Source organism: Saprospiraceae bacterium (genome assembly GCA_026129545.1).
Taxonomy (GTDB): Bacteria; Bacteroidota; Bacteroidia; order Chitinophagales; family Saprospiraceae; genus M3007.
Map to the genome: position 1 here is coordinate 99,631 of JAHCHX010000006.1, position 14,262 is coordinate 113,892.

Consider the following 14,262-nt stretch of genomic DNA (forward strand, 5'->3'; position numbering starts at 1 on the left):
GCTTCAAAATATGTTGGTCAGTTCATTTAAAAATCTCCCCGCCATCACCTTCCCGTTCCCACTCCCGATTGGTGACAGGGGCGGGATTAACGTAGGTATTGTCGCGGGCAGGCGAAGTCGTTTCGCCCATCGGCGGCGGTTCTTCAATGCCGGTTTTGGGCTCCTTCGACTCTGCCGCGTTCATGTTCTCAATCCCCTTCAGCAGCGCGTCCGCATTGAAAGAAATACTGTCAATGCCCTCATTCACCAAAAACTGCGCAAACTCTGGCATATCGCTGGGGGCCTGCCCACATAGCCCGATTTTGATGCCTTTTCGGCGAGCAGTGCGAATGGCGGAGGCAATGAGCCGCATCACTGCCGCATTTTTTTCACTAAAAAGATTGCTCACGAGGGCGGAGTCGCGGTCGAGGCCGAGCGTGAGCTGGGTGAGGTCGTTGGAGCCGATGGAAAAGCCATCGAACACTTCGGCAAATTCTTCGGCCATCAGCACGTTGCTCGGTATCTCGACCATGACGTAGATTTCGAGGCCGTTTTTTCCGCGTTCGAGGCCAAATTCCTTCATCGTTTCTATTACTTGTTTGCCTTCCTCCACCGTGCGGCAGAAAGGAACCATCAGTTTCACGTTCGTGAATCCCATTTCTTCGCGCACCCTTTTCATGGCCTTGCATTCGAGCGCGAAACCATCTTTGTAGAGCGGCGAATAGTAGCGCGACGCACCCCGAAAGCCGAGCATCGGGTTTTCTTCCAACGGTTCAAATTGCTGGCCGCCGACGAGGTTGGCGTATTCATTGCTCTTGAAATCGCTCATGCGCACGATGACATCGTGCGGGTGAAACGCCGCCGCGATGGTCGCCACGCCCTGGGCGAGTTTGTCCACGAAATAGTCCTTTTTATCGCGGTAGTGCCGTGTCAGGTGGGCAATGCCTTCCTTGATGCCGGGGTTGGCGACTTGCTCGAAGCGGGTGAGCGCCAACGGATGCACCTTGATATGGTGGGTGATGAGAAATTCCATGCGCAGCAGCCCCACGCCCCGATTGGGCAAAAACGACTGCTGGAACGCCAGCGACGGGTCGCCGAGGATGAGCATGGGGGCCGTTTTGGGCATTTGCAGGTTGGAGATGTCTTTTTCCTCTACTTCCCAATCGGCTTTTCCGGCGTAGATGAAGCCCGTTTTGCCCTCTGCGCAACTGACCGTTATCAGGTCGCCGTCGTGAATTTTATCGGTCGCGTTGCCGCAGCCCACAATGGCGACAGTACCGAGTTCGCGGGCTACAATGGCGGCATGGCTGGTGCGCCCACCTTTGTTGGTGACAATGGCGGCGGCGCGTTTGAGGATAGGGTCCCAGTCGGGGTTGGTGATGTCGGTCACGAGCACCTCCCCATCTTGCAAGAGGTTGGCTTCCTGAGGCGAGCGCAGGAGCCTCGCCCGCCCGAAAGCGATTTTTTCGCCCAACGCGATGCCTTCGGCGAGTTTCTGCCCCTTTGTTTTTATTTTGTAGGCACGCACCACAGCCTGTTTGCTCTTGCCCGCATGGACGGTCTCAGGTCGCGCTTGCACGATGTAGAGTTTGCCGGTCGCGCCGTCCTTGGCCCATTCGATATCCATCGGCCTGCCGTAGTGCTGCTCGATTTGGACACACCATTTGCCCAGCATGGCCACATCGGCATCGCTGATGGAAAAGAGGTCGCGTTTGTGGTCGGGGGAAGGTTTGTTTTCCACCGTCGAGGCAGCGTTGGCGGCTTTGGAATAAATCATCGTCCATTCTTTACCGCCGAGTTTTTTCTGGATGATGGGGTTGAAGTGTGTGCCGATATGAGGCTTGAAAAGCAAGAACTCATCGGGGGTGGAGCGGCCTTGCACGATGTTTTCGCCGAGGCCATACACGCTGTCAATCACCACCACCTTGTCGAAACCCGTGTCGGGGTCGAGGGTAAAGGCTACGCCGGAAGAAGCCAAATCGGAACGCACCATTGTTTGCACCCCTACCGAGATGGCCACGTCTATGTTGCCGAAGCCTTGGTCTTCACGGTACTTGATGGCGCGGTCGGTGAACAAGGAGGCAAAACAGCGATGCACCGCGTCCACCAGCTCCTGTTCGCCGCTGATATTGAGAAAACTGTCCAACCGCCCGGCAAAACTTGCGGAGGGCAAATCCTCTGCCGTCGCGCTGCTGCGCACAGCCACCGAAATATCTGCTCCTTCACGCTGGCGCAACTGTTGGTAAGCTTCTTTGATGGCGGCTTCTACCGCTTTGGGCAAGGCTGCTTTCAAAATCAAATCGCGCGCTTGTGTGCCGATGGATTCGAGATTGGAGAGATGCGCCTTGTCTAATTGTGCCAGCAAGTCGCTCAGGGGTTTGCGCAATTTATGCTCTTCCAAAAACAACCGATAGGCTTCGGCAGTGACCGCAAACCCATCTGGCACCATGATGCCTTTTGGCACCAATTGGCAGAACATTTCCCCCAACGAGGCATTTTTGCCGCCTACAAGGGCGAGTTCGCGCATGGATATTTCCGAGAAATGTTTAATCAAGAAGGGCATGACATTCCGATTTTTGTTTGCCCAAAAATGGCAGCATCGTGAAGGAGCGGGAAATGATGATGGTCAGGCGGGAGGGTGATGTTGATTGATTTGATTGCCCGCCCAGCTAAGCCGTTCGGACAGGCTCGCGCAAGCAAAGCGAATGAGATTCGATTTAACGATTTCACAAAATATCACCCCTGTTTCTCACCTCCCTCAGCCTCTCGCCTGACAACAGTTCCTTTCGCCCCTGATTTGCATCATTATGTAGCGGCGATGTGCGTCCCCACCTTTGGGTATGCAAAAGCGGGATGTGACGAAAGCCCCAATCCTGCGGAGCGATGAAACTCACATTGTTCATTCACTCAAACCTTTCTCAGTCCATGAAAAAATTGGCTATCATCCCCGTATTGATGCTCTTGGTGCATGCTGCGTCCGTTGCCCAATTGTTGGAGCAGGGCAATTTTATGGTTGGCTCGACAGTGGGATTCTCGACCGCCAACTCTAAAGTCACCAGCGGAGGCGCAGGCAGCGAAGGGCTTTCGGCCCAACAGGTCAACGTGGCCCCTGCTATCGGCTACTTCATTTTGGACAATTTTGCCTTGGGCCTCGGCGCCGACTACACACTCAACTCCGTGACCGAACCCGGCCAAGACAAAACAACTGACAGCGACTTGCTCTTTGGACCATTTGCACGCTACTACTTCTCTCTGGGCGACAACGTGGCGCTGTTTTTCACAACCAATTTTGGGTTTGGCAACTCAAAAGACGAGCAAATAGTGGGCGAAAACAAGCAAAGCATCGAGACCAACGTCTTTGCCGTCGGTGCTGGCCCAGGCCTGACGGTATATTCAAGAGGCGGTTTCGCCATTGAGACCATTTTTAAGTACAACTACGCCAACAGCCAGTTCGACTCCACTACGGGAGGTGTCACTACTACCACCAAGACGCGCACCAACCAGTTCTCGTTGGCACTGGGGCTACAGTACTACTTCGGCGGCTTCCGGCGCGTGCGGGGTTGAGCGATGTTGCAGACTGATGTATACCTTGACTCGCTAGGATTTGTTAGATGAACATGATTGATGTTCTTGATTTTTAGCAGATTGCGATTGCAGTCATGCCCAAAACCTAACGGTGCGAAGTATAAGTACGCTGGCGGCATTAGTTTGTTCTGAACGCCAGCGTACTTAGCACAAAGCAAACCATGGTGCCGGGCCGACACTCGTTTGTCGCCCGGTATTTTTTTATTTTTGCCCAACTTATTCACCACAACCCATCGCTGACCATTGTGCAAAATCAGACCCTTCTACTCTTAATTCCTGTTTTTCTATTCGGCATGCGAGCATCATCCCTCGCCCAACAACAGGAAGACGCCGTGGCCATCGTCCGAAAAGCCGACGAACGAGCGCGTGGAAAAACTTCCATCGCCGAAATGACCATCACCACCGTCCGCCCCAAATGGACCCGCTCGATGGACATCAAAGCATGGACGAAGGGCAACGAAATGGCGCTTATTTTGGTCAAATCGCCCGCCAAAGACAAAGGCACGACTTTCCTGAAGCGCAAAAAAGAAGTCTGGAACTGGCTTCCTTCGCTCGAACGCACCATCAAACTACCCCCCTCCATGATGTCGCAGTCGTGGATGGGCACCGACTTCACCAACGACGACTTGGTGAAAGAATCCTCCATTGTGGATGATTATGTGCACAAATTGCTCGGCTCAGAGAAACAGGGCGACCGAGACTGCCACAAAATTGAACTTACCCCAAAACCCGAAGCGGCGGTCGTGTGGGGGAAAGTCGTCGTCTGGGTTGACAAAAAGGACTACATCCAACTCCGCACTGAATTCTACGACGAAAACGGCGCACTATCGCAGACCATGATTGGCGCTGACCTGAAAATGCTTGGCGGCAAATTGCTCCCGTCGCGCATCGAAATGACCCCTGCCGACAAAAAAGGACACAAAACCGAAATCGCCTACAAGTCGCTCGAATTCGACAAGCCGTTGGCCGATAGTTTTTTCACGACGGAGAATATGACGAAGGTCAAGTAGAGAATTGTCATGGTGGAGCACTTTTCCCCGCCAAAGCCCTCCACCATGACAACTCTGTTGTTATCAAACCAACACCTATGCTCCTACAACTTGCATGGCGCAATCTCTGGCGCAACCCCAACCGCTCGTTCATCACGATGGCATCAGTGTGGTGTGCGGTCGTGTTGGCCGTTGCCATGAGTAGCTTGCAAAAAGGCGTGTTCGACCATTTGATAGCCAATGTGGTCAGTTTCTACAGTGGCTATGTGCAAGTCCACCGGGCGGGCTATCAGTCGGAACAAACATTGGAAAATAGCTTTCCGCTGACTGATTCCATCCAAAAGGCCGTTTTGTCGAGTCCGGGCGTGGCCGCTGCGACACCACGACTGGAAGCCTTCGCGCTAGCCTCCACAGGTGAAAAAACCAAAGGTTGCCTCGTGGCTGGCATCGCCCCAGACACGGAAGAACGCGTCACGCGATTGAAAAGCAAGTTAGTGGCGGGTGCGTATTTGCAGGACAGTGCACAGACGATTCTGATTGCGGAAGGTTTGGCCAAGCGCCTGCAAACAGGCCTTGGCGACACCGTCATCTTGCTTGGTCAGGGTTACTACGGCACCACCGCAGCCGGAAAATATGCCATCGGCGGCATCCTGCGATTCGGCTCACCCGCACTCAACGACCAAGTGGTGTTCCTGCCATTGGCGGCAGCCCAACACTGGCTCGATGCACCGGGGCTGGCGACCACGCTGGTCGTTTCGCCCGAAAAGCCCACAGCCACCGAACGAACCGCCGCCCAACTTCGAGCCTCGCTCCCTCCCGATTTTGAAACCTTGACATGGCAGGAAATGATGCCCGACATCCACGAACATATCCAAACCGACACGGCAAGCGGCGCCATTATTTTAGGCGTACTGTACTTGCTGATTTCGTTCGGCATTTTCGCCACATTGCTGATGATGCTGGCCGAGCGCCAACGCGAATTTGGGATGCTCGTCGCGTTGGGCATGAAAAAACGCCAGCTTGCCCAAATGGTCATGTTCGAGTCGGTGCTAATCACCTTGACGGGTTGCCTATTTGGTATTTTGGTCAGCATCCCTTTGGTCTGGTGGCTCAAGGAGCATCCCATCAGAATCACGGGCGAGATGGCAGAGGTATATGAAAAATTCGGCTTTGAGGCCATATTCCCGGCATCGCTAGCCCCTTCCATCTTTTGGAACCAAGCGCTGGCCGTCCTGATTATCGGTTTGTTGCTATCGCTCTACCCTATTGTCAAAGTATTGTTTCTTAAACCCGTAGATGCCATGCGAGCGTAAATTTTGAGCCATTCATCTCACCACTCAAACAGTCATCACAATGCTAATCATCATTGCTTGGCGGAATTTATGGCGACACCGGACGCGCAGCCTTGCCATCATCACGTCAGTGGCGCTGGGGGTGTGGGCAGGAGCGTTCATCGTGTCGCTCTACTACGGTATGGGCAACGAGCGTGTGCGCATCGCCATCGAGCAGGAAGTGTCGCACATTCAGGTGCATCATCCAAAATTCCGCGACGACCACGATGTGGTTTTCAATTTTGCGCTCGACAGCCTCGAAGCCGCCCTGCGCCACACACCCGGCGTGAAGGCTTTTTCGCTGCGCACCACGGTGCAAGGCATGTTGGCCAACGCCTCAGCTAGCAATGGCGTTCAGGTCAACGGCGTTGACCCTGATGCCGAAGATAAGACACGGGGCTTGAAAAATTTCGTCATAGACGGCGGATACTTTGAAGCCGAGAAAAAGCATCAGGTGTTGGTCGGGAAAAAATTGGCCGATAAAATGAAACTCGCGCCGGGCAACAAAATCGTGCTGACATTTCAAGACATAGAGCAAAACATCACTTCCGGCGCTTTTCGCATTGCCGGCATCTATGAAACTGCCAATGCCCCGCTCGACGAGCGCAACGTGTATGTGCGGCGCGGCGACCTCGACGATTTGCTCGACACCCCGGGACGTGGCACGGAAGCCGCTGTTCTACTGACCGACGAAAGCGAATTGCCCGCCGCAATGGCTGCGCTCACGCGACAGCTGCCGGGGCTTGAGGTGCAAGACTGGCGCGCCATTTCGCCGGAGACAGCTCTTGTGATGTCTTCGCTCGATATATCTTCCTTTATCATCATTGCCATCATACTCATCGCACTGGCATTTGGCATCGTCAACACCATGCTCATGGCAGTGCTCGAACGCACCCGCGAAATCGGGATGCTGATGGCCGTCGGCATGACCAAGCTCCGGCTGTTCGGCATGGTCGTGCTGGAAACCCTGTTGCTGACGTTGACCGGATGCCCTATTGGGTTTGGGTTGGCTTGGCTGGCGAATGCCTGGCTTTCAAAAACGGGGATTGACCTGAGCGCCATCGCCGAAAACTTGCTGAAAGGCTTCGGATATGGCGCGGTGATTTATCCTGACCTACCTGGCGACAAAGTGTGGCAGATTATACAAATCGTCTTTGTCACGGCATTGCTCGCCTCAGTGTTTCCGGCATGGAAAGCACTTAAAATGAGACCCGCTGAAGCCATCAGGCATTGAAAAAATTATGAAGACAACAGTCATTGATATCCACAACGTCAGCAAAATTTACAATCCCGACACTATTCCAGTGCATGCGGTGGACGGTGTGCACCTGCACATCGAACGAGGCGAATTCACGGCCTTGGTCGGCCCGTCGGGTTCGGGCAAAACAACTTTGCTCAACATCATCGGCGGCCTCGATGCGCCTACAGAAGGCAAGGTCGTCATCAACGACACGGACATCACGGCCCTGTCGCCCAATCGGTTGATTCAGTTCCGCCTGCACAATATCGGCTTTGTGTTCCAATCGTTCAACCTGATTCCGGTGCTGACCGCCGGCGAAAATGTGGAGTTTATCATGCTTTTGCAAGGCGCACCAAAGGCCGAGCGCGAACGGCGCGTGAAAGAGCTAATGCACGCCGTCGGCCTCAGCGACAAAATGGACGTGCGCCCCGCACGGCTTTCAGGTGGTCAGCAACAGCGCGTCGCCGTCGCAAGAGCGCTGGCATCCAAGCCTCAATTCATCCTCGCTGACGAGCCTACGGCCAACCTCGACTCCCAATCGGCCACGAACCTGCTTGATATGATGGCACAACTCAACCGCGAAGAGGGCATGACTTTTATCTTTTCAACGCACGATGCCCGCGTCATCGAACGCGCCCGCCGGGTCATCAAACTGGTGGATGGGCGGATTGCGTCGGACACGGCGAGCGTCAGTGTGGCTTGAGGGTTTGCCCGGCCAAGCGCGGCGGACGGGGTTCGAGGGGCCCACAAACGAGCGTCCTAAAATGTGTTTTCATGAAAACCTTTTTTATTACGGCGTTTCTCCTTTTCGTTTTCCCTTTCACATCAAAAGGGCAGGCCGACTCCATGCCTGAGTCGGAGTCAAAACCCGCCCATTTCCATTTTCAAGGCTATCTCAAAGATTTGCAAACAGCGACCTTCACAAGGGACAAAGGCTCGCTTTTCACGGGCAATTTTTTGCACAACCGCCTGAATTTCATCTACTATTTTTCGGAAAACATTTCGGCACGGCTGGAGCTGCGCACACGATTGTTCTGGGGCGAGCAGGTACGCTGGACACCGGGGTTTGCCGAGCAGATTGACTATGAAAATGGCTTGATGGACCTTTCGTGGGTGGCAGTGGACGAACCCGCCGTCGTGCTGCACACCATCACAGACCGGCTTTCCTTGAACTGGCGAAAACAAAGCTGGGATGTTACCATCGGGCGGCAACGGGTCAATTGGGGCATCACGACGGCTTGGACCCCCAACGACCTGTTCAATGCCTACAATTTTTTCGATTTCGACTATGAGGAGCGCCCAGGCAGCGATGCCATCCGGGTACGCTATCACACAAGCGGCATGTCAGGTTTCGACTTGGCCATAAGCCACGGCAAAGACTCCGCCTCGACCATTGCAGCATTGCTATACCGTTTCAATCGTGGGGGCTACGATTTTCAAATACTGGGAGGATGGTTTAGGGACGACCTCGCTGTGGGCACTGGGTGGGCGGGCAGCATCGGCAACGCCGGCTTCAAGGGCGAAGCGACTTGGTTCCAACCCCGACAATCATTGGGCGACAGCACTGGCCTGCTGTCATTGACATTGGGCGGCGATTATAGTTTCCAGAACGGTTGGTACATCGGCGGGGCATTTCTTTACACCTCGGGCGGCAGCGACGGCGCGGAAGCGTTGGAACAATTGGCTACCCAACAACTTTCCGCGAAACGATTGATGCCGTTCAGATACTCCCTGCTTGGGCAAGTCGCCAAATCCATCACGCCACTTTTCACAGCCAATCTGAGCCTGATTTATTGCCCCGGCGCGGATGCTTTTATCACATTCCCCGTGCTCACCTACTCGTTGAGCGACAACTGGGACGCAAACTTGGTGGCACAATCGTTTTTTGCGCCAGCGGGCGGTCAATTCAAAAATCTTGGCAACGCGCTCATTTTTAGGCTGAAATGGGGTTTTTGAATTTGGCCTGCGCAGTCACGCAAACCATTTTCATCTTGATAATTTTTTGAACTGCAAAACTTATGAAAAAACATCGCGCCCTCCTAACCCTCTTGGCAGCCATTTTCATTTGCTGCCTTTTCGCAGCCTGCGCCAGCGTGGAGCCAGTCGAAACCTGCCTGACCGGTAAACGATATGGATTTTTCCACGGCCTGCTGCACGGGTTCATCACCCCTGTCAGTTTTGTGGCGAGCCTGTTCGACAACGAGGTCGCCATTTACGCCATCAACAACTCAGGCGGCTGGTACAATTTCGGCTTCCTGCTCGGCTCCGGCGGTTGGGGATTTTTGGCAGGCAACAAGTCGAAAAAGGGCGATTGAAGAGGAGGCGAGGAGGCTCCTGCATCTACGAAACCTTGTTTTTCGCAGGTGCCGCACAGAACCATGCCCCTCCCATGACTCACACCACGCCACCCACATACCACGCTGCCCCCAGCAAGGCACCTCGCTCGTTCAGCACCAGATGCACGGGCACCGATTCCAGCAAGGGCCGCAGGCGACCCACTTGGAAGAAGTGTTCGAGAAAAACGGCTTGCAGGTCGTCGTTCCAGATTTTGGGCGGCACCCCGCCGCCGATGAAAACGCCGCCCGTTGCCTTGAGCTTTAAGGCGAGGTTGGCGGCCTCCATGGCAAGGTAGCGGGCAAAAAGGCGCAGCGTTTCCACACAAATAGGGCGCCCCGCCACTGCGCCGAGGCTGATGACCGCTGCCGGGTCTTGATATTCCATATTCTCCTCCACTTCGGCGGGTGCCGTCATTGACTTCACATCGCGGAGAAAGCGATACATCTGATGGATGCCGGGGCCAGACACCACGCGCTCCCAACTCACGCGGCCATATTTTTTTTCCAAAAAAAGGAGTAACGCGCAGTCAAATTCATCGCGGGGCGCAAAACCCGCGTGTCCGCCCTCTGTGGCAAAAGGATGCAGGGCGGTGCCATCCCAATAGAGACCCGCCTCACCAAGTCCTGTGCCGGGCGCTATGATGGCCGCGTTGCCAATAGCAGGCGAGGAGGCCCTAAAAATGGTTTGCACATCCGATGGCGTCAGCGCAGCCAATCCGTAAGCGTAGGCTTCGAGGTCGTTGAGCAAAAATACTTCCGGGATGCTCAATGCTTGGCTCAGGGCGGCCACTTCAATGTCCCAACCCAGATTGGTGGCTTTTGCCTTGCCGCCCTGCACTGGCCCTGCGAAAGCGATACTCAATCGCGCAGGCCGCGAACCGTTGCCGACAAAATGACGCACGGCCTCGGCCAATGAGCCAAATGATTTGGAGGCATAGACGGCCTCTCGAACGATGGCCAACACTCCCCCGCGCATTTCAAAAAGTGCCAGCGCCGTTTTGGTGCCGCCCACGTCGGCTGCGAGCAGCGGGACACCTTCGGGCAAGGGTGTCCGCTTGGGAAACGCGATTGGAAGAAAAGGCTGGTGCATCGCGAGTACAATTTGCTAATGTGCTGTTTTGAGAATCCCGAAGCTTCGGGACAGGTGGCGCCAATGCTCAATGAGATGTGGCTCGTTTTAGGGCAAACCCAATTCGATGACGCGCTTCAACATCAATCGCTTACCCCAGCGACACATCCAACACCATCATCACGCTGAAGCCCAACAAGGTGGCAAGTGTGGCGAGGTCAGTGTTGCCGGCGCGTTGAGATTCCGGTATCAATTCCTCTACCACCACGAAAATCATGGCACCTGCGGCAAACGACAGCGCGTAGGGCAACATGGGTTTCATGGTCAGCACGGCCATAGCGCCCAATACGGCAAACACAGGCTCCACCACGCCCGAAAGCTGCCCATACCAGAACGACTTGGCACGCGACATCCCCTCCCGCCGAAGCGGCACGGACACAGCGGTGCCCTCTGGGAAATTCTGCAACCCGATGCCGATGGCCAATGCGACAGCGGCCCCGATGGTAGCGCCGGGCATACCGTGCACCACCCCACCAAAAGCTACGCCGATGGCAAGACCTTCAGGGATGTTGTGAAGCGTGATGGCCAGCACAAGCAACACGCTGCGCCGCCATTTGGTAGAGATGCCCTCGGCTTGGTCCATGGCCAAATCGGGGTGCAAGTGCGGCAATATCTTATCCACGATGGAAAGAAAAATGCCGCCCGCCAAAAAGCCAATCAGCGCAGGCCCCCACTTTGGCAACTCGCTCACTTCCTCGCTCATTTCGATAGCGGGCGCGAGCAACGACCAAAAACTGGCGGCAATCATCACGCCCGCGGCGAAGCCCATCATGGCATCGAGCACCCGTTGGTTCACGCTTTTGAAAAAGAAAACCAACGCGGCGCCCAACGCCGTGACGCCCCAAGTGAACAAGGTGGCAAAAAACGCCTGTGTGGTCGGGTGATACTGAGCGATAAAGTCAATGATTTCAGTCATGGGAAGCAACAGGTCGGCTTAATTCACGGCGTGCCGGAGCACTATTTTCATCTGTTCCGATGCCGTGCGGTTCGGGTCGCTAAGGTATATTTCATGGTGTTTGCCTCGAACGGTCAAGCCGTTTTCTTTTGCAAAAGAAGGAAGTTTTTATAGGGCTGCGCTTTCCCTTCCCACTCCGACAGGAATCTATACCTCGCGCCGCCAAGTTTTGGGCATGACAGCCTCTTAGACGTTTTTAAGCCAACAAAGGCCGCAGTGCTGCTGGCAGCGTGGCGACGATATCTTTAATTTCCCCCGCTGAAACGTCTTTTTTCAATACAGTAAATACTGCATGGATGGCGTGTTCGACTTCGCGGTCGGTAACGAAATCATTTGCGGTGCCACGCCCGCCCTCTTCCCGCACTGCTTCAATGAAATCGCCCAACGTACGGAGTTTTTTGGATTCGTCGCTGATGCGCCAACCATCCACATAGACAGCCTTGATAAGCATTGGCAATTGGGCGATGAGCTGAAGCGACTCTTGCGGCGACACTCGGTTGCGAAACGCATGAAGCACTGCTCGCAGGATGCGACCTGCCTTGGCCACGTTGTCGGGGTCATTGATTTCGCGGGCAACTTCCGTTAGGAATTGCTCGCCATCTTGGACGTACTTGTTGAAATTGAGTGCCATGTGGAAAATATTTAGAAAGGCCAACAAAGAGATGAGAAGACAAAAATGGATGTTACTGCAAGAGGTAGGGATGATTTCCGTCAGCCCCCGACTTGATTGACAATGTCTTCCCAAACAAAGCCAGCGGTACCTCGAGCCGCTATGATTTGTCAGATGCCTATGATTGATGCCCATTCTTCCAATCAAAAAACCCCGCCGGTACGCAGGGCGTGCCAACGGGGCGAACAAAAACCTCAAGCTTGAGAGGAGGTCAATAGGGTATGTTTTGAAGTAGGCGCTAACGCCCTTTCATGTCATCGTCAGCGTGCATGATGAGCATCGGCAAGCCCGCGCCCAGCAGGGCCTTGCGCGTCACGCTTTTGTGCAGCAGGTTTTCCCAGAAGCTGCGTTGGTGCGTCACAAAAACCATCAAGTCAATGCCATGTTGGAAGGCATAATCGTTAAGCTGCTCCACCACGTCGTCGCCAATGACCTTGTTGAAAACAAAGGGGTATTCAGGTTCCGAGCGTTGGTAATCCACCTCGAACAGCTTCCGCTCCAAATTCAGTCCTTCCTCACCCGCCGGGCCGACGTGCACAAAATGCACCCGACCGCCGAATCGCTGCACGAACGCCACCGCTTGCTTCACGCGCAAGGCATCCAGCGAATCGAAATTGCTCGCGTAGAGCACATTTTTGAAACCATGAAAAGCGGCTTCCATCGGCACAAAAAGCACCGGACAATGCGAAGACTGCGACACTTCCGTGCTGACCGAGCCAAACAGGCTGCGTGCCACGCCGCCGCGCCCCGTAGTGCCCATCACGATGAGGTCTGCCTTGCGCGATTGCTCCTCGATAACCTCTTCGGGAAAACCATACAGCACCGTTGATTTGATGGCTGGAGCTGCGGTCTCATCGCCGTTTTTGGGGATTGGTGGGGTTTGGGCGGGTGGCTGGTAATCCACCTCGATTTTCTTAAGCGTATCCTTGATAAAGGCATCCAGCTCCGTCTGCACCGTTTTTTTGTAGCTCGACAAAAAACCCGACGCGGAAGGCAGGCTGCCTTCAAAAATACTATCCATCGCATACACCACCTCTATTTTGGCATCCAATTGCTGAGCCAGCTGCCAAGCGAACACCAATGCGTTGCCCGACGGCTCGCTGATGTCCACTGGCACCGTGATATTTTGCAAGCGATACAATTTGCTCTTGTAGAGATAGCGATTTTGGAAGATGGCAGTCAGCTCTTCCACTGTGGGCACACGACCTTCCACTACCATATCGCCGTCGAGCATCAGCGCGGGGGTGTCCGTCACGCCATCGGCTCGGATGGCGTTCGGCTCCGACACCTCCACCACTCGATTGTCCAGCGGAAAATCCGAGAGGGCGCGGGTGAGGTTGTCGCGCAGGCGGCGAGTAGCCTCGTCATGTTCTCCAAAAACTTTTATAGTGGTCATGTTATACCCAGATTAAAGAGGATTTGAGCCAGCCGAATGGCGCGGCAGGGATGCTCTTGATTGATTTGCATGATTTTCAAAGGATTGCTGGCGCCGTTTGTTCAAAGCCACCTTGCCCGCCCTGTACTTAGGAAGGTGATTGGCGGCGCTCGCATTCAATTTTCCGCTTCATAGACCATGTGGGGCTGAGCGGGTTTTTCTTCGGCCAATTTTTTCAGAATGTCGAACGGTGTGATGATGCCCACTAGCTCGCCGTCTTTCACTACCGGAAGCGCGTGGAATCGGTTGAGGGTGAAAATTTCCAGCGCCACGTTGATGCGGTCGTCAGGCTCCACTTTGCCGAGGTGCTTCGTCATGATTTGATGCACACGCGCCTCGCGCAGTCGTTGCGTGCTCACTATGTTGTTTTCGCCATAAAGCGTGGCCCCGCCCAGAAAATGTTCAAAATCAACTTTGCTGATAATGCCCACGATTTCGCGGAAATTGACCACCGGGATATGGTGGAATTTGTGCGCGTCGAAAATTTCTTTCACTTTTTCAAGGGTGTCTTCCGGGCTGACCGTTACCAAGTGCTTGTAGTCGGTCATCAGGCTGGAGATTGGTGCAAATACGTTCATGATTGAGAGACTTTTGTTTTATGCCTTGATTCGCC

General features: G+C 54.5%; 13 protein-coding genes. 7 read left to right on the forward strand and 6 right to left on the reverse strand.

Going from position 1 to position 14,262, the window contains the following annotated elements; translation table 11 throughout:
• Positions 1–22 precede the first annotated feature (22 nt).
• A complete protein-coding gene (gene ppsA, locus KIS77_22615; GenBank protein MCW5925127.1) occupies positions 23–2,542 on the reverse strand; it encodes a phosphoenolpyruvate synthase in 2,520 nt (839 codons plus the stop codon).
• 392 nt (positions 2,543–2,934) lie between these two features.
• Here ppsA and KIS77_22620 point away from each other — a divergent pair, with 392 nt between their 5' ends.
• The 7 genes from KIS77_22620 (at position 2,935) to KIS77_22650 (ending at position 9,439) form a co-directional block, all read left to right on the forward strand.
• The gene (locus tag KIS77_22620; GenBank protein MCW5925128.1) at positions 2,935–3,543 is read left to right on the forward strand and encodes an outer membrane beta-barrel protein; all 609 of its coding nucleotides are present in this window, start codon (positions 2,935–2,937) and stop codon (positions 3,541–3,543) included.
• Positions 3,544–3,725: 182 nt separating this feature from the next.
• Entirely contained in the window at positions 3,726–4,574 is an 849-nt protein-coding gene (locus tag KIS77_22625) for an outer membrane lipoprotein-sorting protein (GenBank protein ID MCW5925129.1), read from the forward strand.
• 77 nt (positions 4,575–4,651) lie between these two features.
• Positions 4,652–5,866, forward strand: a complete 1,215-nt coding sequence (locus KIS77_22630) for an ABC transporter permease (protein ID MCW5925130.1) — start codon at positions 4,652–4,654, stop codon at positions 5,864–5,866.
• A 40-nt stretch (positions 5,867–5,906) separates the two neighbouring features.
• Positions 5,907–7,118 (forward strand): ABC transporter permease, encoded by a 1,212-nt coding sequence (locus tag KIS77_22635; GenBank protein MCW5925131.1) that lies wholly within the window; start codon positions 5,907–5,909, stop codon positions 7,116–7,118.
• Positions 7,119–7,125: 7 nt separating this feature from the next.
• The gene (locus tag KIS77_22640) at positions 7,126–7,827 is read left to right on the forward strand and encodes an ABC transporter ATP-binding protein (GenBank protein MCW5925132.1); all 702 of its coding nucleotides are present in this window, start codon (positions 7,126–7,128) and stop codon (positions 7,825–7,827) included.
• A gap of 71 nt (positions 7,828–7,898) precedes the next feature.
• Complete coding sequence (locus tag KIS77_22645; protein MCW5925133.1) at positions 7,899–9,080, forward strand: hypothetical protein; 1,182 nt, start codon at positions 7,899–7,901, stop codon at positions 9,078–9,080.
• Positions 9,081–9,142: 62 nt separating this feature from the next.
• Positions 9,143–9,439: a hypothetical protein gene (locus KIS77_22650; protein MCW5925134.1), complete on the forward strand. Its 297-nt coding sequence runs from the start codon at positions 9,143–9,145 to the stop codon at positions 9,437–9,439.
• A 79-nt stretch (positions 9,440–9,518) separates the two neighbouring features.
• Here KIS77_22650 and KIS77_22655 read toward each other — a convergent pair whose 3' ends face one another.
• The 5 genes from KIS77_22655 to KIS77_22675 all read right to left on the reverse strand — a co-directional run bounded on the left by KIS77_22655 (position 9,519) and on the right by KIS77_22675 (position 14,227).
• Entirely contained in the window at positions 9,519–10,550 is a 1,032-nt protein-coding gene (locus tag KIS77_22655; protein ID MCW5925135.1) for a glucokinase, read from the reverse strand.
• Positions 10,551–10,680: 130 nt separating this feature from the next.
• Positions 10,681–11,505 carry a ZIP family metal transporter gene (locus tag KIS77_22660; protein MCW5925136.1) on the reverse strand — a complete coding sequence of 275 codons (825 nt, stop codon included), beginning with the start codon at positions 11,503–11,505 and terminating at the stop codon, positions 10,681–10,683.
• Between the two features lie 235 nt (positions 11,506–11,740).
• Positions 11,741–12,175 (reverse strand): DUF2267 domain-containing protein, encoded by a 435-nt coding sequence (locus tag KIS77_22665; GenBank protein ID MCW5925137.1) that lies wholly within the window; start codon positions 12,173–12,175, stop codon positions 11,741–11,743.
• 277 nt (positions 12,176–12,452) lie between these two features.
• Positions 12,453–13,610 carry a universal stress protein gene (locus KIS77_22670; protein ID MCW5925138.1) on the reverse strand — a complete coding sequence of 386 codons (1,158 nt, stop codon included), beginning with the start codon at positions 13,608–13,610 and terminating at the stop codon, positions 12,453–12,455.
• A 155-nt stretch (positions 13,611–13,765) separates the two neighbouring features.
• A complete protein-coding gene (locus KIS77_22675) occupies positions 13,766–14,227 on the reverse strand; it encodes a CBS domain-containing protein (protein ID MCW5925139.1) in 462 nt (153 codons plus the stop codon).
• Between the last annotated feature and the right edge of the window lie 35 nt (positions 14,228–14,262).

What these genes read in the sequence shown, in the direction of transcription:
- ppsA (MCW5925127.1), bottom strand. Translation starts at nt 2,542, where the DNA reads ATGCCCTTCTTGATTAAACATTTCTCGGAAATATCCATGCGCGAACTC.
- KIS77_22655 (MCW5925135.1), bottom strand. Translation starts at nt 10,550, where the DNA reads ATGCACCAGCCTTTTCTTCCAATCGCGTTTCCCAAGCGGACACCCTTG.
- KIS77_22650 (MCW5925134.1), top strand. Translation starts at nt 9,143, where the DNA reads ATGAAAAAACATCGCGCCCTCCTAACCCTCTTGGCAGCCATTTTCATT.
- KIS77_22665 (MCW5925137.1), bottom strand. Translation starts at nt 12,175, where the DNA reads ATGGCACTCAATTTCAACAAGTACGTCCAAGATGGCGAGCAATTCCTA.
- KIS77_22625 (MCW5925129.1), top strand. Translation starts at nt 3,726, where the DNA reads ATGGTGCCGGGCCGACACTCGTTTGTCGCCCGGTATTTTTTTATTTTT.
- KIS77_22640 (MCW5925132.1), top strand. Translation starts at nt 7,126, where the DNA reads ATGAAGACAACAGTCATTGATATCCACAACGTCAGCAAAATTTACAAT.
- KIS77_22675 (MCW5925139.1), bottom strand. Translation starts at nt 14,227, where the DNA reads ATGAACGTATTTGCACCAATCTCCAGCCTGATGACCGACTACAAGCAC.
- KIS77_22645 (MCW5925133.1), top strand. Translation starts at nt 7,899, where the DNA reads ATGAAAACCTTTTTTATTACGGCGTTTCTCCTTTTCGTTTTCCCTTTC.
- KIS77_22670 (MCW5925138.1), bottom strand. Translation starts at nt 13,610, where the DNA reads ATGACCACTATAAAAGTTTTTGGAGAACATGACGAGGCTACTCGCCGC.
- KIS77_22660 (MCW5925136.1), bottom strand. Translation starts at nt 11,505, where the DNA reads ATGACTGAAATCATTGACTTTATCGCTCAGTATCACCCGACCACACAG.
- KIS77_22620 (MCW5925128.1), top strand. Translation starts at nt 2,935, where the DNA reads ATGCTCTTGGTGCATGCTGCGTCCGTTGCCCAATTGTTGGAGCAGGGC.
- KIS77_22635 (MCW5925131.1), top strand. Translation starts at nt 5,907, where the DNA reads ATGCTAATCATCATTGCTTGGCGGAATTTATGGCGACACCGGACGCGC.
- KIS77_22630 (MCW5925130.1), top strand. Translation starts at nt 4,652, where the DNA reads ATGCTCCTACAACTTGCATGGCGCAATCTCTGGCGCAACCCCAACCGC.